Below are 23,817 nucleotides of genomic sequence, written 5' to 3' on the forward strand. Positions count from 1 at the left end.
CCCGCGAACATGCGCGAGATCGAGCCAGCCGCGACCTCCATGGAGAGGATTCGTAACTTCTGCATCATCGCGCACATCGATCATGGCAAATCGACTCTCGCCGACCGCATGCTCCAGCTCACCGGCGTCGTTGATGAGCGTGCGATGCGGGCCCAGTACCTCGACCGCATGGATATCGAACGCGAGCGCGGCATCACGGTGAAAAGCCAAGCCGTGCGCATGCCGTGGGTCGTGGATGGCGAGGCATACGCGCTCAACATGATCGACACGCCGGGCCACGTGGACTTCACCTACGAGGTCTCGCGTTCGCTCGCGGCGTGCGAAGGCGCGATTTTGCTGGTCGATGCCGCTCAGGGGATCGAGGCACAGACCCTCGCGAATCTCTACCTCGCGCTCGATAACGACCTTGAGATCATCCCCGTGCTCAACAAAATTGATCTGCCGGCTGCCGATCCGGAAAAGTACGCCGCGGAGATCGCCCAGCTCGTGGGCTGCGAACCCGACGACGTGCTCAAGGTTTCCGGGAAGACCGGCGAAGGAGTTGAGGCGCTTCTCGATCACGTCGTGCGCACGATCCCGAAGCCCCATGGGCGCATCGATGCGCCCTCGCGCGCGATGATTTTTGACTCCGTGTACGACACCTACCGGGGCGTTGTGACGTATGTGCGTGTGGTTGACGGGCAGCTCGACCCGCGCGAGAAAATTCAGATGATGTCGACCGGTGCGACTCACGAACTGCTCGAGCTCGGCGTGATTTCGCCCGAGCCGAAGCCCACGAAGGGGCTCGGCCCCGGCGAGGTCGGCTACCTCATTACGGGCGTGAAAGACGTGCGCCAGTCGAAGGTCGGTGACACCGTGACCGCTGCGCTGCGCGGCGCCGAAGAACCGCTAGCCGGCTACTCCGAACCGAAGCCGATGGTGTTCTCGGGGCTCTTCCCGATTGATGGCTCCGACTACCCGGCGCTTCGCGACGCGCTTGACAAGCTCAAACTCAACGACGCCGCGCTCAACTATGAGCCCGAGACCTCGACCGCGCTTGGCTTCGGCTTCCGCGTGGGCTTCCTCGGCCTGCTTCATCTCGAGATCGTGCGCGAGAGGCTCGAGCGCGAGTTCAACCTCGATCTGATTTCGACCGCGCCGAGCGTGATCTACCACGTGACGATGGAGGACGGCACCGAGGTCGAAGTGCTGAACCCTTCGGACTTCCCCGAGGGCAAGGTTCACGAGATCCGCGAGCCCGTTGCGAAGTCCACGATCCTCGTGCCCAAGGAATTCGTGGGCACCGTGATGGAACTGTGCCAGTCGAAGCGCGGAACGATGAAGGGCATGGACTACCTGAGCGAAGACCGCGTGGAGCTTCGGTACACCCTTCCCCTTGCCGAAATCGTGTTCGACTTCTTCGACCAGCTCAAGAGCCGAACGAAAGGCTATGCCTCGCTCGATTACGACGTGCAGGGTGAGGAAGCGGCCGATCTGGTCAAGGTGGACATGCTGCTTCAGGGCGAAACGGTGGACGCCTTCAGCGCGATTGTGCACCGCGATAAGGCCTACCACTACGGCGTAGAGATGGCCGGCAAGCTCAAGAACCTCATTCCTCGCCAGCAGTTCGAGGTGCCCATCCAGGCGGCAATCGGTTCGCGCATCATCGCTCGCGAGAACATCCGCGCAATCCGTAAAGACGTGCTCTCCAAGTGCTACGGCGGCGACATCTCTCGTAAGCGCAAGCTGCTCGAGAAGCAGAAGGAAGGCAAGAAGCGGATGAAGTCGATCGGTTCGGTTGACGTGCCGCAGGAAGCGTTCATCGCGGCGTTGCGCTCGGACGCCGGCTCGGCCGACGGCAAAAACAAATAAGGAGGCACGATCATGAACGTTGAACCTCTTTCGGTCACCATTGCTGACGCCCCGGCGCGCGTGATCTCGACGTGCACGGTGGATTCCCTCTTCCACGTCGAAGCAACGGGTATCCGCTCGGGGATCAACAAGGTCCCGCGCCCGGAGGGGATCAAGCTCTTGACGCACGGCGTCCTCGGCGACGTGCAGGGCGATACCGAACATCACGGCGGCCTTTTCAAGGCTGTGTATGCGTTCGCGCGAGAAACTCGCGAGGAACTTGCTCGCCAAGAAGGTTTTAGTGGTCTGCCCGACGGTGCCTTCGGTGAAAATCTGGTCACGGAGGGCATTGATACCGACGAGGTCGTCATCGGCTCGCGCTGGCGGATTGGCGGTGCCGAGCTTGAGGCGAGCGTGCCGCGCCAGCCCTGCAAGACCTTTGGCGTCTGGATGGGGCGCTTCGCCGATCAGGCGGGGCTCGAACGGCGAGGCCCGTGGGGGCGCCGCTTCACTGCTTACGGCAAGTGCGGCGCGTACTTCCGCATCGTGCGCGAGGGCGTTGTGCGCCCGGGAGATGAGATCGAGGTCCAGTCGGTTCCCGAGCACGGCGTCAGCATCGGCGAAATGTTCCGCGGGCTCGCGGGCGCGATTGATCCGGCGAGCGCCAAGGCGCTCCTGACCTGGGCTCGCGACACTGAAACGCCCGTGTACACGTCCATGGCAAAGGGGTGCCTCGCGGCGCTCCAAAGTGCCGATATCGCGTTCGAATTCCCCGCCTCGCTCATCACCGATGGCCGCGGAAACTAACGCCAAGGGCCGAGGCCTCTCGGTCTATATTCATGTGCCGTTTTGCGCGGTGCGGTGCGGGTACTGCGACTTCAACACCTACACCGCGAAGGAACTCGGCGGCGGAGGATCGCAGGCGGAGTATCCGGATAATGCGATGCGGGAAATGGATCTCACGCTCGCGGATGATGAAGCGTCGGGCTTTTCCTACGACCGAGTTGACACGGTGTTCTTTGGCGGCGGAACCCCCACGCTTCTTCCGGCCGATGACCAGGCGCGCATGCTCGCGTACCTCACCTCGCTCATCCCTCTCGCATCCGATGTCGAGGTGACGACCGAAGCTAATCCCGATTCCGTCACGCGGGACTCCCTCTTCCGCCTCGCCGATGCCGGATTTACTCGCGTCAGCTTTGGGATGCAATCGGCGGTGCCGCGCGTGCTTGCGATCCTCGACCGCACCCACAACCCCGAATCCGTGCCACGGGCCGTCGCGTGGGCCCGGGAAGCGGGCCTTCAAGTGAGTCTCGACATGATTTATGGAACGCCGGGGGAGTCGCTCACGGACGTCGAGACCACGATCGAGGCGATCACCGAGATGCAGCCGGATCACGTGAGTGCCTACTCGCTCATCGTCGAGGGCAACACCAAAATGGCTCGCCAGCTGCGCCGCGGCGAGCTCAGCGAGCCCGATCCAGACTTCATGGCCGATGCCTACGAACTCATCGCCGACCGCACGCGAGCCGCGGGTTTCGAGTGGTACGAGGTCTCGAATTTCGCGCGGGGCGAGGAGTTTCAGTGCCGCCATAATCTCGCCTACTGGCGAGGGCTCGACTGGTGGGGGATTGGCCCCGGCGCGCATCGACACCGCGACGGGTATCGGTCGTGGAACCTCAAGCACCCCTCACGCTATGCCGCCGCCCTCGCCGCCGGGCGTTTGCCCGTCGACGGGTTCGAGAACGTTTCGCCCGAGGATCGCGCGCTCGAGCGCCTCATGCTCGAGATGCGCATCCGCGAGGGTTTTGAGGCGGCGAGCAACCCGCTCACCTCGAGCGATGAGGCACGCGAGGTGCTCGAGCGGCATGTGGCGGCGGGGCGGTTGGATGCGACTGCGTGGGACAACGGGATCGTGAGGCTTTCCGATGCCGGCCGGCTCGTCGCCGATGCCATTACGCGCGATGTTTTGCCTTGAGAGCGCCTTTGGAGCGGCGAAGACTCGAGTGATCCCTACGGTTCATGTTGATCACTTTCGTTGTCCGTTTTCTTATGTCGGGCGACGAATTGTTGAAGAACGGTAAAAATTAGAAAGCCGAGAAGCAGGATCGCCACGATCATCACGACAACAACGAAAATGACCATAAACCACGGGGACCTAAAAATCATGAGATTCCTACGCTTTCGAAAGTCACCGATAACCCGACCTTGCACCTACCTGAACCTATCACGTGGCTTGGATCACGTTTAGTGCAGATGAGGGCCCGGACAGTCGGACGGGCAGTCGTGGCGTCCGTCAGGGCAGTGCATGATGTCTCGGTTGCGGCTTACGGCTGGACCTTGAATGAATACAGAGCACCGCATGGTTTTTGGCAGAAGCGGGGACTCGGCCGCTTAGTCGACGCTTCCGATGGCTCTTAAGCGCGGGCGAGGTAAGCGTCGGATTTGGCCTCGTGCCAAACCCCCACAACCCCTATGCAATTCAGGGAGTGGCGGTGACGAAGTCGATCAGTTCCTCGATACGCCCGCTAAGGGTCGGCTCGACATCCGCGTACGAGCGCACCCGCCCGAGAATCTTCTGCCACCCTTCGGCGATATCCGCCTGCGACTCGGCAGGGAGCCCGAGCGCTCTGAGCGAGCCGACCTTGATGTCTGTTCCCTTGGGGATGTGGGGCCACTTCTCGAGCCCTACGCGAGCGGGTTTGACGGCCTGCCACACGTCCACGTACGGGTGGCCGAGGATCAGCACATGCTCCCGCATGCCCTTCTCCCGCATCACGGATTCGGCGATCCGCGTTTCTTTCGAACCGGGAACGAGATGATCAACGAGGATCCCGAGCCTGCGGCCTGGGCCCGGCCGGAAAGCCCGAACGCGCTCGAGAAGATTATCGGCGCCATCGAGCATTTCGACAGCAACGCCCTCGATACGCAGGTCATGCCCCCACACCTTCTCCACGAGTTCCGCATCGTGCTTGCCTTCCACCCAAATCCGCGAGCCCCGCGCCACGCGGGCACGCACCCCTTCAACGTAGGTTGAGCCCGAGGCGCTGCGTTTAGGGGCCGACGTTTGCCGAGCAGCCGTCGGACCGCCCTTCGTAGGGGGAACGAGGCGGACGGGTTTCCCATCGATCAAAAACCCCGGGCCGAGGCGGAAGGTGCGCAGCCGGTGGTGGCGATCCTCGAGCTCGGCGATGTGGATGCCGCCAGACTTTTCCACGCGCGTAACGGCGCCAACCCAGCCGGTTTGGACATCCTCGACGACGAGCCCGCGCTCGGCGGGGACATCCCTGCTCGCGGGGCGTTTCGGGTGAAAGGCATCCCCGGTACCGGAAAGGACGTCGTGGCCGTAGCGATCGATATTCACGGCGGTTTACGCTACCAGGGGCGTGTTCGCTCACAGGGGATCGCCACACCGTGCGAGGGGCGCGCACTCCGCGTAGTATTGGCACTCGAAGCCCGTGACTGCTAATGCGCGAAAGGATGAGATACATGGATGAGCGCAAGCTCAGCATCCTCGGCGCAATCGTGGAAGATTACGTGGCGACCCGCGAACCCGTGGGCTCGAAGTCACTGCTGGAACGTCACGAGCTAGGCGTGAGCGCCGCGACCGTGCGCAACGACATGTCGGTGCTCGAAGAAGAGGGACTCATCATGCAGCCCCACACCTCGGCGGGGCGCATCCCCACCGATAAGGGCTACCGCGTGTTCGTCGATTACGTCGCGCAGGTCAAGCCCCTTTCAGCGCCCGAGCGTCGCGCAATCCACACGTTCTTCGACGGTGCCCACGACCTCGATGATCTGCTGTCCCGCACGGTGCGTCTGCTCTCGCGCCTCACGAATCAAGTCGCCGTTGTGCAGTACCCCGCGTTGCGCCAGGCTCACGTGCGTCACGTTGAACTCGTGAAGACTTCCGAAACCCTCTTGCTCGTTGTGCTCATCACCGATGCGGGCCGGGTGGATCAGCAAACAATTTCTCTTCAGCACTCGCAGGATGCCGCGTTCTATGAACGCCTGCGCGAGCGCATCAATCGCGTGTGCGCATCGAGGCCCGTGACCTCAGTGGGCGGGGACCTCAATGCACTTCTCGAGGAGGAATCCGCATCAACACGCGCTGCCGCCACCGAAGTGCTCGAGGCGCTCGGCGAACTGCTTGCCTCGCGTCGCGAGGATCGTATGATCGTCGGCGGCGTCTCGAACCTCGCGCGCGGTGAACAGTTCTCGCGCGAAGTTGGCCCCATGCTCGACCTCCTCGAGGAGCAACTCGTGCTTTTGCGACTTCTTGGCGAGATGCATTCGAACTTCGGCGAGGTCGACGTGCTGATCGGCGAGGAGCTCAGTAGCGTTTCCGGTGATGCTCTTCAGCGCGCAGCCCTCGTGGGGAGCGCCTATACCGAAGCGGCTGGTGGCGCTTCGCCGTCTTCACGCATTGCGATCCTCGGCCCTTCGAGCATGGATTACGTGACCTCCATATCTTCCGTGCGCGCCGTCGCCCGGTATATTTCCCGTTTCATCGGTTAAGAACTGCACCCAACTCTCAAGGAACCACACTTCGTGAACGACGATTTTTACGAGATCCTCGGCGTCTCCAAAGACGCCAGCGCGGACGAGATCAAGAAGGCCTACCGCAAGAAGGCCCGCAAACTTCACCCCGACGTGAACCCCGATCCTTCTGCGGCCGATCAAATGAAGAAGGTCTCGCAAGCCTACGAGACGCTCTCCAATCCTGAAAAACGTCGCATGTATGACATGGGCGGGCAGAGCCCGTTCGGCGGCGGTGGTTTCGGTGGCTTCGGTGGGGGAGCGACGTTCGACTTCTCCGACCTGTTTGAGGCGTTCGCGGGCGCGAGTAGCATGGGCGGGCGCGGGCGCGGCCCCATTCCCCGTGAGCGGCGCGGCAACGACATTCTGCGACGCATGACGCTCGAACTCGACGACGTTGTGTTCGGCTCCGAAAAAGAGCTCACGTTCCCGACGGCTGTCACCTGTTCACGCTGCCACGGCAATTGCTGTGAACCGGGAACCGGAACGAAGAAATGCACCGTGTGTAGCGGAAGCGGGCACGTGCAGCGCACCGTGAACTCCCTGCTTGGGCAAATGGTGCAGCTCGCGCCGTGCTCGGCGTGCCAGGGTCACGGCACGACCATCGAGAATCCTTGCGCCGAATGCCAGGGCCACGGCCGTGTGCAAGAAGAGCGCACGATTACCCTGCGCGTTCCCGCGGGCATCGACACGGGACGCCGCATTCAGCTTCGCGGCGAGGGTGAGGCCGGCGAGGCCGGCGGCCCCGCGGGTGATCTGTTCGTCGAAGTGCGTGTCAAGGAGCACGAAATCTTCCACCGTGAGGGCAACGACCTGCTTGCGCGCCTCACGATTTCGATGGTGGCCGCGGCCCTCGGCACGAAGGCCACGCTCACGACCTTTGACGGTGAGCGGGAGGTCGAAATCAAGCCGGGCACCCAGCCGGGCGATGTGATTCGCATGCGGAACCTCGGTGTGACCTCGCTTCGCGGCGATTCGCGTGGCGACATCCTCATCGAAGTAGGCGTCGAGATCCCGAAGAAGCTTTCCGGTTCTGAGCGGGACCTCCTCACACAGTTTGGCGAGATGCGTGGCGAACCGGATCTGCGCGAAGGTGCGAAGAACGCCCAGCACAGCGACGGCGGAGTATTCGCCAAGATCCGCGAAAAGTTCCGCGACCTGTGAGCCTGAAGAACTTCCTTCTCCTCGAAGGCACGCTCGAAGGAGCGAGCACCGGGGCAGCGTTCTCGATCGGTGGGGATGAGGGCCACCACGGGGCGCGCGTCATGCGCTTGCGCTCGGGTGAGCGCATCCTCGTGACCGACGCGAGCGCGCACCAGGCTGAGGCCTCGATCGTGAGCGTGTCGAAATCGAGCTTTGACATCGAGCTCAGCGAAACGCCGCGGCACGAAGAGGCACCAGCGACTCTGCTCGTCCTCGTCCAAGCACTCGCGAAGGGTGGTCGGGACGAATCGGCGATCGAAATGGCGACCGAACTCGGCGTGGACCGAGTGATTCCGTGGCAAGCGGACCGCAGCGTCGTTCAGTGGAAGGGTGTGAAGGAAGAAAAGGGGCGCGAGAAATGGCGCTCGCGCATTATCGCCGCGGTCAAGCAATCGCGCCGCGCACGCATCCCTGCCCTGGAGACCGCTGTGACGAGTGCGGAACTTGTGCCCCTCATCGAGAGTGCGGTTTCTCGTGGGGCCATGGTCCTTGCTCTCCACGAGAGTGCGACCGAAAGGCTCGGTGGAGTGACTCGCGAGCTCGCGATGCGCGCCGCGAACGCGGGAGAAATGCCTGGGGAAGTGTGGGTCCTCGTCGGTCCCGAAGGGGGCATAAGCGACGAGGAGATTCGCCGATTTTCCGCCGCCGGCGCGGCCCCAGTTCTACTCGGGAACGAGATTCTTCGGGCGTCAAGCGCGGGACCAGCGGCTCTTGCCGCACTCTGCTCGGTGATCGGTCGATGGCAGTAGCTCGTTCACAATGACACCCGTGGCCCCAGGTGCACGCTCGAAGGCGTCGGACCCCACACGTGGGCACACCGCTTGCCCACTAGACTGGTGGGGCCAACGCTCTCATGCACCCGAGGAGGAGCCGATGACCACCACCGATCCGAACTGTATCTTCTGCAAGATCGTTGCTGGCGAGATCCCGTCGACCAAGGTCTACGAGGACGCCAACGTCGTGTGCTTCAAGGACCTCGAGCCGAAGGCTCCCGTGCACGTGCTCGCCGTGCCCAAGGAGCACTACTCCAACATCGTGGAACTCTCCGCCAATAAAGACCTGCTCGCCGCGGTCGTCAAGGCCGCGGGCGCCGTTGCGAAGGAACAGGCCCAGGGGGAGTTCCGCTTCATTTTCAACACCGGTGAAAGCGCTGGCCAAAGCGTTTTCCATGTACACGGACATATTCTCGCCGGTACGCCCCAGTCTGAAGGAGACCTCTTCTAACCGTGCAGGAGACCACCGAAATTCTCGAGCGCTACGTCGCGATCCCCGATCACTTGCGCCCCGTCGCCGTCCTCGGCGCAAACGACCAGGCCCTCAACGTCATCGAAAAAATCATGCCGGACATCGACGTGTCGATGCGCGGGCACCAGATCACGTTGCGCGGACCGGAAGGCTCGCTCGATCGCGCAGCCGCGATCATGAACTCCCTTATTGAAATCGCCGCGAGCGGCGAAACCGTGACGGGTGAGGCGGTCCACCGCGCGGCGGAACTCTACGGCGATGATCGACGCCGCGATCAGCACGTGTCGCAGATCCTCAGCCAGTCCGTGCTCTCGTCCCGGGGCCGTACGATCCGCCCGAAGACCGTTGGGCAAAAGGACTACGTGGACGCGATCGACGAGAACACCATCGTGTTTGGCATTGGCCCCGCGGGCACCGGCAAAACATACCTCGCCGTCGCGAAAGCCGTGCGGGCTCTGCTCGATAAGCAGATCAACCGCATCATTCTCACCCGCCCCGCGGTCGAAGCAGGGGAGAGGCTCGGCTTCCTCCCGGGCACGCTCAACGAGAAGATCGACCCGTACCTGCGCCCGCTTTACGATGCCCTCCACGACATGCTCGATCCCGAGTCGATTCCGCGCCTCATGGGCGCCGGAACCATCGAGGTTGCTCCGCTCGCCTACATGCGCGGGCGCACCCTCAATGACGCCTTCATCATCCTCGACGAAGCCCAAAACACGACCGCCGAGCAAATGAAGATGTTCCTCACGCGCCTTGGGTTCAATTCGACAATGGTGATCACCGGAGACGCGACCCAGGTTGACCTCCCCGGCGGAACGAAGAGCGGTCTCAAGGTTGTTGAGCGGATCCTCGGCAATGTTGATGACATTGCCTTTTGCCACTTGAGCTCGAAGGACGTTGTGCGCCACCGACTCGTGAGCGACATCGTTGATGCGTACGCACGCTGGGATCTTTCCGAGTTCTCTCCGAAAAAGAAGGCCAAGCGATGAGCATCGAAGTCAATAATGAGACCACCGCGAAGATCGACGCGCGCGAATTCGTGGATCTTGCCCGATATGTCTTTGACGCGATGTTCCTGCATCCCGCAACGGAACTCTCCATCACGTTCGTGGATGAGAGCGCAATGAGCGACCTTCACGAAGAGTGGATGGACCTCGAGGGCCCCACCGACGTGATGAGTTTCCCCATGGATGAATTGCGCGAGGGAAGCGAAGGCGAGCTCGCCCCCGAAGGGCTCCTCGGCGATATCGTTATCTGCCCCTCCGTTGCCGCCACCCAGGCGCGCATTGCGGGGCACAGCACCGAAGAAGAGATGCTCCTTTTGCTCACGCACGGCATCCTTCACCTGCTCGGCTACGACCATGTTGAACCCGAGGATGAACGCGTGATGTTCACGCTCCAGCGCAAGCTTCTCCTCACGTTCCTCGCGGGCCGTACCTCGCGCGTGGGCATCTCCGATACCGGGGGCCCGCGCCCGTGAACACGATCGCTATTCTTATTCCCCTCGCCATCATCGCGATCATACTCGCGGTGTGCTTCTCGGCGGCCGATGCTGCCCTGAGCACGCTGTCGCGCCACAGCATCGAACGCTACTTTGAGGATGAGGAGAAGAAGCGCGACCGCATCCTCACGATGCACGACGACACGCACACGACGTTCGCGACCATCGCGCTCGGGCGCGTCCTTGCCGAGGCAACCTACGCGGTCATCATTACGGCCTGCATGTTCGAGAGCCTCGAGGGCCTGTGGCTTCCGTTGCTCCTCGCGATCACGGTGACGTTCCTCGTGTCCTTCATGGGAGCCTCCGTCTCGCCTCGAACCCTTGGGCGTCGCGCTCCAGAGAAGACAATCTCGTTTCTCGTCCCCCTCGTGCGGTTCGCTCGCATTGTGCTCGCGGTGCCGTCGAAGGTGCTCATCCACATCTCCAATGCCTTTACCCCCGGCGGCAAGGTTGCGGGAGGTCCCTTCGCCACCGAAGAAGAGCTGCGCCACTTCGTTGATCGAGCGAGCGAAACCGAGGCGCTCGAAGACGACGAACGCAACATGATCAAGGGCGTGTTCGACCTCGACGACACGATGATTCGCGAGGTCATGGTGCCGCGCACCGACATGGTCACGATCGATGCGGATGCAACAGCAAATAAAGCGATGCGCCTCTTCGTGCGTTCGGGCTACAGCCGCATCCCCGTGATCGGTGAAGAGGGCGTTGACGACTTAAAGGGCATGCTTTACTTCAAGGACGTCATGCGCGCGATTCACTCGCCGTGGAATCCCGGCGGCGACAGGCTCGTGACCGAGATTATGAGGCCCGTAAAGTTCTACCCCGAGTTCCTCACCGCGGACCGCGTCATGGAGGACATGCGCACCTCGCGCGTCCACGTAGGTATCCCGGTCGACGAATACGGCGGCGTGGCGGGCATCGTGACGATCGAGGACATCCTCGAAGAGATCGTCGGCGAAATTGCCGATGAACACGATCGTCGCGAGCAAGAGGCCGAACGCACCTCCGAGGGCGAATATCGCGTGTCCTCGCGCATGTCGATCGTCGAGGTTGGCGAACTCTTCGACCTCGAGATCGAAGACGAAGACGTGGACACGATCGGTGGCCTCCTCTCAAAGACCATCGGGAGAGTGCCGATCATCGGTGCAGAGGGCGACGCGCACGGGATTCACATGGAAGCCGATCGCACGAGCGGTCGACGCAAACAAGTCTCGGCGATCCTCGTAAGCCGCACGCCGCGCGATGCTGCAGGCGAGGCTGGCGAGAGTGACGACTAGGAGGTCGAGAGTGGAAGCTCAGCATCGAAGCGGATTCGTCGCGCTCGTGGGCCGGCCCAACGTGGGGAAGTCGACCCTCACGAACGCCATGGTGGGTGACAAGGTCGCCATCACGAGTTCGAAACCCCAAACGACGAGGCGCGCGATCCGCGGAATCGTGAGCCGTGAAAATGACCAGATCATCATCGTCGATACCCCGGGAGTGCACCGGCCTCGCACGCTCCTTGGTAAGCGTCTCAATGATCTCGTGCGGGAGACCCTCGCCGAAGTTGATATCGTGGGATTTTGCCTTCCCGCCGACCAGAAAATTGGGCCTGGCGACCGTTTTATTGCCGAAGACCTTCGGCAATTGCGTGGCAACCGTCGGACTCCCGCGATCGTGGCGATCGTGACGAAAGCCGATCTCGTGAGTCGCGATGAGCTGGCCGCGCACCTCATGGAAGTGGAGCGTTTTGCCAAGGCTGAGGACATCGTTCCCATCTCCGCGCGCGAGGGTGAACAGATCGATGTGCTCATGGACGTGATCGCGTCGCACCTTCCCGAGGGGCCCGCGCTCTATCCCGATGACCAGCTCACCGAGCAGAGCGTGAGCGACCGCATCGCCGAGCTCGTGCGCGAGGCTGCCCTCGAGGGCGTGCGGGATGAGCTTCCGCATTCGCTCGCGGTCGTGGTTGAGGAAATCGTCGAGGAGTCGCTCGATGGGGACCCGTTCGCCGAGGTGGCCCCGGGAGAGGGACGGCTCGTCGTGCGCGTGTCTCTCTTCGTGGAGCGCGATTCGCAAAAGGGCATCGTGATTGGCAAGGGCGGCAAACGCCTCAAGCAAGTCGGCACGAGGGCGCGCCGTGGCATCCGCGATCTCATGGGCCGCCCGGTTCATCTCGACATCCGCGTGAAGGTCGCGAAGGATTGGCAGCGCGATCCCAAGCAGCTCGGCCGCCTGGGTTTCTAGGATCTTGGGCGTTTTCGTCTCACAGTTTGAGTTTCCGACGGTTGCCTCGCTCGCGTATGCGCCCCCAGGTGTAAGGTGACGGCCATGAACCGTCACGCTCGCACCGTCTCCGCGACCGAAGATCCCAGCACACCCGTCGTCGGGCAGCACGGCGATGCGCCTCAAAAGCCCTCCCGGATGCCCGTGGGGCGCTACACGCCGTTCCACGAGCAGATCCCCTTCACGCTCGAGGATCGCCAATGGCCAAACCGCGTGGCGACTCGTGCGCCGCGCTGGTGCGCGGTCGATCTTCGCGACGGTAATCAGGCCCTCATCGATCCCATGAACACCGAACGCAAGCTCCGGATGTTTACGCTCCTCGTCGAGATGGGGTACAAGGAGATCGAGATCGGTTTTCCCTCGGCCTCGCAAACGGATTTCGACTTTTGCCGTACGCTCATCGAGCAGGACCTCATTCCCGATGACGTGACGATCCAGGTTCTCGTCCAGTGCCGCGAGCATCTCATCGAGCGCACGTACGAGGCGCTCCAGGGGGCAAAGCGCGCGATCGTGCACTTCTATAACTCCACGTCGATCGTGCAGCGCGATGTCGTCTTTCGTGCAAGCGAAGACGAGGTGCTCGACATCGCCGTGCAGGGGGCGCTGCTTGCAAAGAAGTACGAGGAGTCGCTCGACGGTTGTGATATCACCTATGAGTACTCGCCCGAGTCGTTCACGGGTACGGAGGTCGAATACGCCGCGCGCGTGTGCAATGCCGTCATCGACATTATTAAGCCCACTCCCGAGAAGAAGATCATCATCAACCTCCCCGCGACCGTGGAGATGGCGACTCCCAATGTGTACGCCGATTCGGTCGAGTGGATGGACAGGAACCTTCATTCGCGCGAAAGCGTGGTGCTCTCCCTCCACCCGCATAACGACCGCGGCACGGGCGTTGCCGCAGCGGAGCTCGGCTACCTCGCCGGTGCCGACCGCATCGAGGGCTGCCTCTTCGGAAACGGCGAGCGCACGGGCAACGTTGATCTCGTGACGCTTGGACTCAACCTCGCAACCCAGGGCGTCGACCCCCAGATCGATTTCTCGAACGTGCCGGAGATTCGCCGCACCGTGGAGCACTGCAACCAGATCGATGTGCACGAGCGCCACCCGTACGGTGGCGACCTCGTGTTCACGGCGTTCTCGGGCTCGCACCAGGATGCGATCAAGAAGGGCCTCGAGCGCATGGATGTCGATGCCGCGAAGGCGGGCGTTGAGGTGGCCGATGCCACCTGGCGTGTGCCGTACCTCCCCGTCGATCCGAAGGACATCGGCCGCAGCTACGAGGCTGTGATTCGCGTGAACTCGCAATCCGGCAAAGGAGGAATGGCGTACCTCCTACGTACCGAACACGGGCTCGATCTTCCGCGTCGTTTGCAGATCGAGTTCTCGGGCATTGTGCAGCACCGCACCGACACCGCGGGCGGCGAGGTTACCCCGGCCGAGCTGTGGGAGACCTTCGTGGACGAGTATCTGCCGAACCCCGATTCGGCGAAACGCTGGGGCCGCTACGGCTTTCGAGGCGTCACCCAGCACTCGGAGGGCGACGGTACCGACCGGATCGCCGTGCAGTTGCGCGTCGAGGATCACGAGAGCACGGTGGAGGGGCTCGGCAACGGTCCGCTCGATGCCTTCGTCAAGGCGCTTGCTTCGCGTGGTGTGAAGGTCAGGATCCTCGACTACGCGGAGCACGCACTCAGCGAGGGCGACGACTCGCTCGCTGCTGCATACATCGAAGCAGAGATCGGTGAAGCGATCTACTGGGGCGTGGGCGTGGACGGCTCTATTACGCGTGCTTCGCTCCAGGCGCTCGTCTCGGCACTCAATCGCGCTGCGCGCGCCGGGATTCTCTAGGAGGTTTCCGGGCACGTGGCCTCGAGGCTTTACCGCGATGACGCGATCGTTCTTCGCACCCAGGACCTGGGCGAGGCCGATCGCATCGTCACGCTGTATTCGAAAAACCACGGAAAGATTCGGGCCGTAGCGAAAGGGGTACGGAAGACCTCCTCGCGTTTCGGTGCGCGGCTCGAGCCTTTTCAGCGCGTCGACGTGCAGTGCCACCGCGGTCGCTCGCTCGACACCGTTTCGCAGGTCGTCACGATTACGGCCTATGCCGAACAGATCGCGGGGGATTACGCGCGTTACACCGCCGCTGCGGCCATGGGAGAGGCCGTTGATCGCCTCACGAACGAAGGCTTTGACCCCACGAGTGCGCACTACATGATGCTCGTGGGCGCGCTTCATGCGCTCGTGCATTCGGGGCACCCACCCGTACTCATTCTCGATGCTTTTCTTTTGCGCACGATCGCGATGGCGGGATGGAGGCCGGAGCTTCGACGCTGCGCTGTGTGCGGAGCCGAAGGCCCCCACCAGGCGTTCGATGTGAGCCAAGGCGGAGTCGTGTGTCGCGACTGCCGTCGGCCCGGCGCCATTGCTGCTCGCCCGAGCGTGACCGAGCACATGATCTTTCTGCTTGCGGGCGATTGGGACGAGGCGCTCGCAACCGATCCCGCGGCGCAAGGGGAGGCGGGAAGGCTCATCGCGCGCATTCTCTCCTATCACTTGGAGCGACCCCTCGCTGCCCTAGACTTGGTGGACCGATCCATTGAAAGCGCCCCCGCGCTGAAGGAGCACGCGTGACATCCTCCTATATGAAACCGCCCGAGCATCCCTCGGGAGAAACCGCCCCGAATCTCGACAGTCGCTTTATTCCGAAGCACGTTGCGGTTGTCATGGACGGCAATGGTCGCTGGGCAAATCAGCGCGGTCTTCCGCGAACCGAGGGCCACGCCGCGGGCGAGGCGGCACTACTCGACGTTGTCGCGGGTGCGATCCAGGCGGGCATCACCCACCTGAGTGCCTACGCCTTCTCGACCGAAAACTGGTCGCGGTCGCCAAGTGAAGTGCGCTTCCTCATGGGGTTTTCGCGCAGCGTCCTTCGCCGCCAACGCGACACCCTTCACTCGTGGGGGGTTCGCATCAAGTGGATCGGTCAGGAAAAGCGCCTGTGGCCGAGCGTGATTAAAGAACTGCGAGAGGCCGAAGAGCTGACGAAGAGCAACCCGGGTCTCACGCTCTACATGTGCGTCAACTATGGTGGCCAGGCGGAACTCACGGATGCGGTAAAGAACATCGCCGCGAAGGTTAAAAGTGGCAAGCTCGCACCCTCGCGCGTGAGTGAGAAGACTATCCGTGCGCATTTGTACGATCCGGAAATGCCCGATGTTGACCTGTTCATCCGCACCTCGGGCGAGCAGCGCACGTCCAATTTCCTCCTCTGGGAGGCCGCGTACGCCGAGATGCTTTTCGTTCCCGAGCTGTGGCCCGATGTGGATAGGCGAACGCTCTGGCGCGCAATCCTCGACTATGCGAACCGCGATCGTCGATTCGGTGGGGCGATAGACAAGGTTGCGACGTCCGAAGGCTTCGGCGAGTAGGGCGCTTTAGCTGTCGCGCTCGGCTTTGCCGCTTTCGCTTTCGGGGAGCAGCGGGGCACGTTCGCCCGTTACGGCACGTTCGCGAGCAAGCTCTCGCGTGGCGCGGTTTCTCTCAGCGCGTTTGCGAAGGATGTAGTACGTCAGCAGTCCGACGGCTGCCACGGCAATCGCCGCCGCAACGTAGGGATTGGTGAGGGCCACCTCGCACCACAGGGCGAAGGCGGCGAGGCCCACTGTCGCGTAGATGACGGCCCACGCGAACCCGCCCACGATGAGCGCGGGGATGTAGCGCGTAAGGGGCATGCGGGTGATCCCCGCGGCGAGATTGGCGGCTGTTTGGAAGCCGACTGTGAGGAAGCTCAGGGCGACGATCGGTGCACCCCACCTATTGGCTTTCTCGGCAGCACTTTCCACACGTGGGCTCGTGAGGATCGCATGGAAGCGGCCGCGGCCCGCGAGTTTATAGGCGAGCCTTCCCAGAAGATACGTGCCCCCAGCGCGGCAGTAGATCACGACCATGAGGAAAGCGATCGCGGGAAGGAGGGGAAGGGAGTTGATCCAATCAAGCATTCGAACGGGGAGCGCCTACTGTGATGTGCCAGCGGCCGAGCATTCGGGGCACAGCCCAAAGATCTCCATCGTGTGCTCGATTTCGGTGAAGCCATTCTTGTGGGCAATCGTCTTCGCCCATTCCTCAAGCTCGGGCGGCAGAAACTCGACGGTTTTGCCACAGGCGCGGCACACGAGGTGATGGTGGTGCGATTCCGTGGTGCATTGGCGATAGATCGCCTCGCCGGAATCGGTGATGATGACGTCCACGAGACCGGCGTCAACGAGCGGCTGCATGTTGCGGTACACGGTCGCGAGGCCCACCGATTCACCGTCGGCCCTCAAGAGATCGTGAAGCTGCTGCGCCGTCATGAAATCTTGTGCCGATCCGAGCGCGCGCAAAATCGCTGTGCGCTGCTTGGTGGTGCGGAGTGGTTTCGCCACATCAATCACGTGCCCTTCGGTTCATGTGAGACTCGCGCGCGACCAAGAAACGTTTGCGCGAGAACCCCCAGGATATAGAACCCAATTGCAATCAGCACGATGACTCCGCCGGGTGGAAGGTCGACGTACACGGTGAGAAGCAGCCCGCTGACGGCACACACCACACCGAGGAGCATGCTCACGCGCATCGTGCGGGCGAAGCCACGAACGACCTGCTGTGAGGCGGCGACGGGAACGATCATGAGCGCAGAAACCATGAGCGCGCCCACGATTCGCATCGCAAGCGTGACGGTCAGCGCTGCCATGATCGCGATGAGCACGTTCACGGCACGCACGGGAAGCCCGATCGCGCGTGCGTGTTCTTCGTCGCTAGTGACAGCGAACAGGAGTGGGCGTGCCCCCACGCCAATGATGAGAATCGCGAGGGCGAGCGCGAGTGCCACCCATAGATCGGAGTGCGTCACTGTCGCAAGCGAACCAAAAAGGTACGCCATGAGGCTTTGTGAAGTGCCGCCCGCGAGTTGGATGATCACAACGCCGCCGGCGATACCGCCATAGAAGAGAATTGCGAGGGCAGTATCCCTGCTCGTGTGCCCCACTTCGCGCACGTATTCGATGAGGACCGCACCGATCACACTCGCAAGGAGCGCGCCTGGGATCGCGAGTGCATCGCTGCTCGAAAGCTGGAAGATTGAACCCGCGAGCCATCCAAGGGCAACTCCCGTGAGTGCGACGTGGCCGAGCCCGTCGCCGAGAAGCGAGAGACGCTTTTGCACGAGGTACGTCCCAACGACGGGGGCGGTGAGGCCCACGAGAACCGCGATGATGAGCGGGTAACGGACGATCGGTGAAAGGAGAAGGTCGATAGGGCTCACGGGTGGATCTCATTCCCTAGGCACTGGTCGATGGTCGCATTCACGTGATGCTTGCCGTCTTCGCTCTCACTCGCAGAGGCATGAGGATCGTCATGGGGCAGTGGCCCGTCGTGAACGATACGCCCCTCTTCCATGACGATCGCCCGCGTGATGAGTTCTCGCAGGGGGTCAAGGTCGTGGAGAACCACAACGACAGTTGTGCCGCGCTCGTAGAGCTTTGCGATGAGACTCGAGATGTTTGCCTGGGTAGCGGAATCGACACCAGTGAACGGCTCGTCGAGGACGAGAATGCGCGGTTCGCGCGCAAGGGCGCGGGCAATCATGACGCGCTGGCGCTGGCCCCCAGACATTTCTGTCACCGCCCGGGAGCTGAGATCCGCGAGCCCCACGAAGTCGAGAGCACGTTCAACCTTCTGTTTCGAAGCCCTCGCGAAAAGTCGACTGCTCGTGAGGAGGCCGCTCGACACAGTTTCATAGGCGCTCGCCGCGATGTTGCCGCTAAACGCCGCCATTTGCGGGACGTAGCCGATCGCATCGTGGACGCCTCGAGTCGTCGATGGCCGCCCAAGGATCTGCGCGCTCCCGCTCGCCACAGGAAGAACCCCGATCATCGCCTTGAGCAAGGTCGATTTTCCCGAGCCGTTTGGGCCGAGGATCGCGACGACTTCGCCCTCGCTAATGCGAGTCGTGACGTCTTTGAGCACGACGGAACCGCCGCGCACAAGGTTCACATGGCGAACCTCAAACGCGGCGGCGTCGTGAGTGATAGCGGTGCTCACTGCCAGGAAGCAACGAGCTTGTCGGCGTTCTCTCGCATAACCTGAGCGTAATCCTTCTTCGCATCAAGCTGAGTCTCAAGATTGTCGAGCTCCTCGGCCTTCGCGCCCGTGCGGCTCGCGAGTGCTTCCGCAACGGCAGGGGTTGCCGAAGTCTCGAAGAACACGGTCGTGAGCTTCTCCTTTTTCACGAGATCCGCGAGCTCGAGGAGGCGCTCGGTCGATGGCTCGTTCTCGGGGTCGATGCCCGCGATGCCGATTTGATGAAGATCGTACGTGTCCGCGAGGTAGGCGAAAGCCGTGTGGCTCGTGATGAAGGCTTTTTCACGCTTCACCGACTCATACTTCTTGTGAAGCTCCTCGTCGAGGTCCGTGAGCTCCTTCTCGAGCGCCTCGTAATTTTTCGCGTAGTCCTCGGCGTGGTCAGCGTCGATGTCCGAAAGGACGTCGGCGAGTGCCTTCGCTGCCTTGATCATGCGGTGGGGATCCTGCCAAAAGTGCGGGTCGATGCCGCCGTGATCGTGGTCGTGTCCCTCGTGGCCGTGATCGTCGTGCTCGTGAGCGTGATCTTCGCCGTGCTCATGGGCGTGCTCATCGCCGCCGGCATCGCTCGCGCCATGCTCATGCTCATCGTGGTCGTGGTCGTGGTCGTGGTCGTGGCCGTGCTCATGTTCATGCGCATGACCGTGCTCGTGCTCATGCTCGTCGCCGTTCGCGGGCAGGATGTCCACGAACTCGTTGAGGTTGAGGAGCTTCTTAGGCTTGTGCGCCTTGATCGCATCGTCAACGGCGTTTTGGTAATGCTCGATTTGCACCACGAGATCGGCGTCGGCCATTTGTGCGACCTGTTGCACCGAGAGCTCGAGGCCATGCGGGTCGATGCCCGGCTTCACTGGATTGATGATGGAAACGTGCTTGCCGCCAACCTTCTCAGCGAGGTACTGGGTGGGGTAACACGTGATCATGACCGAGACATCGCCGGATCCCGAGGTGCCGTCGGAACCCTTGCCTCCGCCCGAGGTGCCCCCGCACCCCGCAAGAAGAGCAGCGAACGAAAGCCCGCCACCGAGCGCGAAAGCGCGGCGGGAGACCGGCGTGGAGAAACCGCGAGACGAACGTGAAGTACTCATGAGAACTATTATCATTGATGGTTGTGGGATGCGGCAAATCTAAGGCTGTGCATGTGAAAGAAGGCGCAACGTTTCCGTGGTTTCTGGTTAGGGTGGAACAAAGCGCAACCCTTGCGCACCCATCGTTCCAAGGAGATCTCGTGGCGAAGCCCCAACCGTCGAAGCTCGATAACGTCATCGCTCTCGCGAAAAAGCGTGGATTCGTGTTCCCCGCCGGCGATATTTACGGCGGCACCCGCTCGGCGTGGGATTACGGCCCCCTCGGCGTCGAGCTCAAGGAGAACATTAAGCGCCAGTGGTGGCGCACCTTCGTGACATCGCGCGCCGACATGGTGGGTCTCGACTCCTCGATCATCTTGCCCACGCGCGTGTGGGAGGCCTCGGGGCACGTCAAGACCTTCACTGATCCGCTCATTGAGTGCCGAAGCTGCCACAATCGCTTCCGCGAGGATCACCTCATTGAAGAGTTCGAAGAACGCAAGGGGCGCAAAGCTGAGGGCATGAGCGAGATCCCGTGCCCGAACTGTGGAACCAAGGGCGAGTACACCGATCCCCAGCAGTTCTCGGGCCTCATGAAGACCTACCTCGGCGCGGTCGATAACGAGGAGGGCCTGCACTACCTTCGCCCCGAAACTGCGCAGGGCATCTTCGTGAACTTCCTCAACGTCGTTAATGCTGCTCGCGTAAAGCCGCCGTTCGGCATCGGCCAGGTGGGCAAATCTTTCCGCAACGAGATCACCCCCGGCAACTTTATTTTCCGCACGCGTGAATTCGAACAGATGGAGATCGAGTTCTTCACGCCGCCGGACCAAGCCGGCGCATTTTTCGACGAATGGGTCGAGGCGTGTGAGAAATGGTTTTTCGATCTCGGTATCAAACCGGAAAACATTCGCCGCTTTGACGTTCCGGAAGAGGAGCGTGCCCACTATTCGGATGCCACCATCGACCTCGAGTACCGGTTTGGTTTTCAGGGCAGCGAATGGGGCGAACTCATGGGCGTCGCTAACCGCACTGACTTCGACCTCGCAAGCCACACGGAAGCTTCTGGCACGAAGATGCAGTACTTCGACCAGGCAAGCGGCGAACGCTACACCCCCTACGTCATCGAACCGTCCTTTGGCCTTACGCGTTCGATGATGGCCTTCCTGATCGACGCGTACGAAGAAGACGAAGCTCCCAACACGAAGGGCGGCGTGGACAAGCGCACCGTGCTCAAGCTTGATCCGCGTCTCGCGCCGGTCAAGGTTGCCGTGCTTCCGCTCTCCAAGAGCGAGGATCTTCAGCCCACCGCGCACAAGCTCGCCGCGGAACTTCGCGGGCTGTGGAACATCGAGATGGATCTCTCGGGCGCGATTGGCCGCCGCTACCGCCGACAGGACGAAATCGGCACGCCGTATTGCGTCACGGTGGACTTCGACACGCTCGAGGACCAGGCCGTGACGGTGCGCGACCGCGACACGATGGCGCAGGAGCGTGTGGCACTTTCGCAGATCAAGGGTTACCTCGCCGAACGCCTCGCAGGCTGCTAAGGAGCGCCCCTCGCGTATGAGCCGTTCCCTCACGATTGGCCCCCACACGAGCGACACCCCCGTCGTTCTCGCCCCGATGGCGGGGGTCACAAACATGCCGTTTCGGCTTCTGTGCCGCGAATTCGGCGCGCGCTATTCGGCAAATGACGGTGGATTCTTCGTGTCCGAAATGGTCACGAGCCGCGCGATCGTTGAGCGCCATCCGGAAACCATGCGCCTCGTGACGATGGGGGAGCGCGAAACGCCGCGCTCTATCCAGCTTTACGGCGTGGATCCTGCGACCATCGCTGCGTCCATTCGCGTGCTGCGCGAGCTCGACCTCGTTGATCATGTGGACCTCAATTTTGGCTGCCCCGTTCCCAAGGTCACTCGCAAGGGTGGCGGTGCTGTGCTTCCGTGGAAAACGGAGTTGTTCACCCGCATTGTGACCGAGGCCGTGAAAGCAGCCGGGGATGTGCCCGTGACGGTCAAGACTCGCATGGGGGTTGACGATTCGCACCTCACCTACCTGGACGCAGGCCGCATCGCGGAAGAAGCGGGTGCTGCCGCGATCGCCCTTCATGGCCGCACCGCAAACCAGCACTACTCCGGGCATGCCCGCTGGGAGGCAATCGCGAAGCTCAAGCAGGCCGTGACGAGCATTCCCGTGCTTGGCAACGGCGATATCTGGAGCGCAGAGGACGCCCTGCGAATGGTTGAGGAAACCGGGTGCGATGGGGTCGTCGTTGGCCGCGGCTGCCAGGGGCGCCCGTGGCTCTTCGCCGACCTCGCGGCAGGATTCGCCGGCAAGCCAGACAGGGTGAAACCCACGCTCGGCGAGGTTGCCCAGGTGCTCATTCGCCACGCGGAGCTTCTCATCGATTTCTTCGAAGACGAGGGCCGCGGTGTGCGGGATCTGCGCAAGCACGTTGGGTGGTATTTCAAGGGGTATCCCGTAGGTGGCAAGGCACGGCACGCGCTCGCGACGATGGAATCGCTCGACGACCTCAAGGAAAAGCTTTCCGTGCTTGATTGGGAGGCTCCTTACCCGGGTGAGCCGGTCGAGGGTCCGCGAGGGAGAGCGGGCCACCCGAAGCGCACGCACATGCCCGACGGTTGGCTTGACTCACGCGAGATTTCCCAAGAGCATCGCGCCCGCTTACACGAGGCGGAACTGTCCGTCTCGGGAGGGTAAATCGTGCCACCACATATTCCCGCCCCTTACCATTCGCGCGACATCGAGCGTTTCTTTCAAGAGCCCCCGAAGTCGCAAGCCCGCACGCCCTTTCAGCGCGACCGCGCACGGGTGCTGCATTCCTCGGCTCTCAGGCGCCTCGGGGCGAAGACGCAAGTGCTCGGCGCTGGCTCCAACGATTTTTCCCGCACGCGCCTCACACACTCGCTCGAGGTCGCGCAAGTCGGCCGCGACATTGCTCACGAGCTCGGCTGCGACCCAGACGTGGTGGATGCCGCGTGCCTCTCGCACGATCTCGGACACCCGCCTTTCGGGCACAACGGTGAACGTGTACTCAACGATCTCGCGAGCGATATCGGCGGGTTCGAAGGGAATGCGCAAACCTTGCGTTTACTCGCGAGGCTCGAGCCGAAGGTGCTCGGCGGTGAAAAAAGCTTCGGTCTCAACCTCACTCGCGCGGCTCTCGATGCCGCGATTAAGTATCCGTGGCGGCGCGCGAAGGGACCGAACCCCGATTCGCCAAAGTTCGGGGTGTACGAAGACGACCTGCCCGTGTACGAGTGGGCACGAGAGGGCGCACCCGAACATCGCAAGTGCCTTGAGGCGCAAGTCATGGATATTTCTGATGACATCGCCTACTCGGTGCACGACATTGAGGACGCGATCACGGGTGGCTCAATTACGCTCAGCGCCCTCAAAGATCCCCAAGAGCGCGCCGCCGCGCTGTACGTCGTGCAGGATTGGTATGCCCCGCACCTTTCCCTCGAGGAGCTGGATGTTGCGCTCACTCGGCTCGAAACCGGCACGGTGTGGCAATGGGAGTACTCGGGTGATCCCTTTTCCGCGGCGGCGCTCAAGGATATGAGCTCGCAACTCATCGGTCGTTTCGTGGGATCTGTCGTTGAGGCGACTCGAGCGGCGCACGGCGATCATGCCCTCGCACGCTTCGAGGGGAGCGTCGTGGTGCCCGAAGAAACGGAGCGGGAGATCTCGGTGCTCAAAGGCCTCGCCGCCGCCTACGTCATGTCGAGTAGGGCGCAGCAGGGTGTGTACGCGCTCCAGGAGCAGATCCTTAGCGATCTTTTCGCGCTCTTTCGCCGCACGGGAGCGGCGCACCTCGACCCCATCTTCACGGTGCTCTACGAGCGCGCGAACAGCCTCGAGGAGCGCGAGCGGGTTATCGTGGATCAGATCGCCTCGCTCACTGACGTCTCCGCCGTGCGCCTTCATTCTGAATTCTTCTCGGGGGCCTATTCGGACGCTCTCGCGGGCGATGTACCACTCCCGGGCTTTGGCCCGGAGATCCCCTTTTAGAGTGCGAGGAAG

23 protein-coding genes are annotated in these 23,817 nt (G+C 62.4%); 17 read left to right on the plus strand and 6 right to left on the minus strand.

Going from position 1 to position 23,817, the window contains the following annotated elements; genetic code table 11:
• Window positions 1–9: 9 nt before the first annotated feature.
• Genes lepA through hemW form a run of 3 tightly spaced genes read left to right on the plus strand, consistent with a single transcriptional unit; the run spans window position 10 to window position 3,805 of the window.
• Window positions 10–1,851 (plus strand): translation elongation factor 4, encoded by a 1,842-nt coding sequence (lepA, locus tag DAD186_RS04805; RefSeq protein ID WP_065247727.1) that lies wholly within the window; start codon window positions 10–12, stop codon window positions 1,849–1,851.
• Between the two features lie 12 nt (window positions 1,852–1,863).
• Window positions 1,864–2,637 (plus strand): MOSC domain-containing protein, encoded by a 774-nt coding sequence (locus tag DAD186_RS04810; RefSeq protein WP_065247728.1) that lies wholly within the window; start codon window positions 1,864–1,866, stop codon window positions 2,635–2,637.
• Window positions 2,621–3,805 (plus strand): radical SAM family heme chaperone HemW, encoded by a 1,185-nt coding sequence (hemW, locus tag DAD186_RS04815; RefSeq protein WP_065247729.1) that lies wholly within the window; start codon window positions 2,621–2,623, stop codon window positions 3,803–3,805. The genes DAD186_RS04810 and hemW overlap by 17 nt, the downstream gene beginning before the upstream one ends.
• Before the next feature lie 504 nt (window positions 3,806–4,309).
• On the opposite strand, the gene DAD186_RS04820 is transcribed toward hemW, so the two are convergent.
• On the minus strand, window positions 4,310–5,191 hold the full coding sequence (locus tag DAD186_RS04820; protein ID WP_065247730.1) for a DUF3097 domain-containing protein: 882 nt from the start codon (window positions 5,189–5,191) through the stop codon (window positions 4,310–4,312).
• Window positions 5,192–5,316: 125 nt separating this feature from the next.
• On the opposite strand from DAD186_RS04820, the gene hrcA reads away from it, so the two are divergent.
• The 11 genes from hrcA (at window position 5,317) to DAD186_RS04875 (ending at window position 16,014) form a co-directional block, all read left to right on the plus strand.
• On the plus strand, window positions 5,317–6,345 hold the full coding sequence (gene hrcA / locus DAD186_RS04825) for a heat-inducible transcriptional repressor HrcA (RefSeq protein WP_065247731.1): 1,029 nt from the start codon (window positions 5,317–5,319) through the stop codon (window positions 6,343–6,345).
• A gap of 33 nt (window positions 6,346–6,378) precedes the next feature.
• On the plus strand, window positions 6,379–7,530 hold the full coding sequence (gene dnaJ / locus DAD186_RS04830) for a molecular chaperone DnaJ (protein ID WP_065247732.1): 1,152 nt from the start codon (window positions 6,379–6,381) through the stop codon (window positions 7,528–7,530).
• Window positions 7,527–8,318 carry a 16S rRNA (uracil(1498)-N(3))-methyltransferase gene (locus DAD186_RS04835; RefSeq protein ID WP_065247733.1) on the plus strand — a complete coding sequence of 264 codons (792 nt, stop codon included), beginning with the start codon at window positions 7,527–7,529 and terminating at the stop codon, window positions 8,316–8,318. The genes dnaJ and DAD186_RS04835 overlap by 4 nt, the downstream gene beginning before the upstream one ends.
• Before the next feature lie 124 nt (window positions 8,319–8,442).
• The gene (locus DAD186_RS04840) at window positions 8,443–8,793 is read left to right on the plus strand and encodes an HIT domain-containing protein (RefSeq protein ID WP_065247734.1); all 351 of its coding nucleotides are present in this window, start codon (window positions 8,443–8,445) and stop codon (window positions 8,791–8,793) included.
• Between the two features lie 2 nt (window positions 8,794–8,795).
• Window positions 8,796–9,803 (plus strand): PhoH family protein, encoded by a 1,008-nt coding sequence (locus DAD186_RS04845; RefSeq protein ID WP_065247735.1) that lies wholly within the window; start codon window positions 8,796–8,798, stop codon window positions 9,801–9,803.
• Window positions 9,800–10,294: an rRNA maturation RNase YbeY gene (gene ybeY, locus DAD186_RS04850; RefSeq protein ID WP_065247736.1), complete on the plus strand. Its 495-nt coding sequence runs from the start codon at window positions 9,800–9,802 to the stop codon at window positions 10,292–10,294. Before DAD186_RS04845 ends, ybeY begins: the two co-directional genes overlap by 4 nt.
• Complete coding sequence (locus tag DAD186_RS04855) at window positions 10,291–11,592, plus strand: hemolysin family protein (RefSeq protein WP_065247737.1); 1,302 nt, start codon at window positions 10,291–10,293, stop codon at window positions 11,590–11,592. The genes ybeY and DAD186_RS04855 overlap by 4 nt, the downstream gene beginning before the upstream one ends.
• The gene (era, locus tag DAD186_RS04860) at window positions 11,558–12,541 is read left to right on the plus strand and encodes a GTPase Era (RefSeq protein WP_065247738.1); all 984 of its coding nucleotides are present in this window, start codon (window positions 11,558–11,560) and stop codon (window positions 12,539–12,541) included. Before DAD186_RS04855 ends, era begins: the two co-directional genes overlap by 35 nt.
• Window positions 12,542–12,718: 177 nt before the next feature.
• Window positions 12,719–14,431, plus strand: coding sequence for a 2-isopropylmalate synthase (gene leuA / locus DAD186_RS04865; RefSeq protein ID WP_055088698.1), 1,713 nt, complete (start codon window positions 12,719–12,721; stop codon window positions 14,429–14,431).
• A 15-nt stretch (window positions 14,432–14,446) separates the two neighbouring features.
• Window positions 14,447–15,217, plus strand: coding sequence for a DNA repair protein RecO (recO, locus tag DAD186_RS04870; RefSeq protein WP_055087753.1), 771 nt, complete (start codon window positions 14,447–14,449; stop codon window positions 15,215–15,217).
• Window positions 15,218–15,228: 11 nt separating this feature from the next.
• Window positions 15,229–16,014, plus strand: coding sequence for an isoprenyl transferase (locus tag DAD186_RS04875; protein ID WP_065248731.1), 786 nt, complete (start codon window positions 15,229–15,231; stop codon window positions 16,012–16,014).
• A 6-nt stretch (window positions 16,015–16,020) separates the two neighbouring features.
• On the opposite strand, the gene DAD186_RS04880 is transcribed toward DAD186_RS04875, so the two are convergent.
• Genes DAD186_RS04880 through DAD186_RS04900 form a run of 5 tightly spaced genes read right to left on the minus strand, consistent with a single transcriptional unit; the run spans window position 16,021 to window position 19,788 of the window.
• A complete protein-coding gene (locus tag DAD186_RS04880) occupies window positions 16,021–16,584 on the minus strand; it encodes a DedA family protein (protein WP_065247739.1) in 564 nt (187 codons plus the stop codon).
• Between the two features lie 15 nt (window positions 16,585–16,599).
• On the minus strand, window positions 16,600–17,007 hold the full coding sequence (locus DAD186_RS04885) for a Fur family transcriptional regulator (RefSeq protein ID WP_335582194.1): 408 nt from the start codon (window positions 17,005–17,007) through the stop codon (window positions 16,600–16,602).
• A gap of 5 nt (window positions 17,008–17,012) precedes the next feature.
• Window positions 17,013–17,882, minus strand: a complete 870-nt coding sequence (locus DAD186_RS04890) for a metal ABC transporter permease (protein ID WP_065247741.1) — start codon at window positions 17,880–17,882, stop codon at window positions 17,013–17,015.
• On the minus strand, window positions 17,879–18,661 hold the full coding sequence (locus tag DAD186_RS04895; protein ID WP_167550762.1) for a metal ABC transporter ATP-binding protein: 783 nt from the start codon (window positions 18,659–18,661) through the stop codon (window positions 17,879–17,881). The genes DAD186_RS04890 and DAD186_RS04895 overlap by 4 nt, the downstream gene beginning before the upstream one ends.
• Complete coding sequence (locus tag DAD186_RS04900) at window positions 18,658–19,788, minus strand: metal ABC transporter substrate-binding protein (RefSeq protein ID WP_065247742.1); 1,131 nt, start codon at window positions 19,786–19,788, stop codon at window positions 18,658–18,660. Before DAD186_RS04900 ends, DAD186_RS04895 begins: the two co-directional genes overlap by 4 nt.
• 140 nt (window positions 19,789–19,928) lie before the next feature.
• Here DAD186_RS04900 and DAD186_RS04905 point away from each other — a divergent pair, with 140 nt between their 5' ends.
• From DAD186_RS04905 to DAD186_RS04915, 3 genes are read left to right on the plus strand one after another with little or no spacing between them, the layout of a single operon-like run.
• The gene (locus DAD186_RS04905; protein WP_065247743.1) at window positions 19,929–21,317 is read left to right on the plus strand and encodes a glycine--tRNA ligase; all 1,389 of its coding nucleotides are present in this window, start codon (window positions 19,929–19,931) and stop codon (window positions 21,315–21,317) included.
• Between the two features lie 16 nt (window positions 21,318–21,333).
• Window positions 21,334–22,491 (plus strand): tRNA dihydrouridine synthase DusB, encoded by a 1,158-nt coding sequence (dusB, locus tag DAD186_RS04910; protein WP_065247744.1) that lies wholly within the window; start codon window positions 21,334–21,336, stop codon window positions 22,489–22,491.
• Window positions 22,492–22,494: 3 nt separating this feature from the next.
• Entirely contained in the window at window positions 22,495–23,805 is a 1,311-nt protein-coding gene (locus DAD186_RS04915) for a deoxyguanosinetriphosphate triphosphohydrolase (RefSeq protein ID WP_065247745.1), read from the plus strand.
• Window positions 23,806–23,817 lie beyond the last annotated feature (12 nt).

The sequence above is a fragment of the Dermabacter vaginalis genome (assembly GCF_001678905.1).
Lineage (GTDB): Bacteria > Actinomycetota > Actinomycetes > Actinomycetales > Dermabacteraceae > Dermabacter > Dermabacter vaginalis.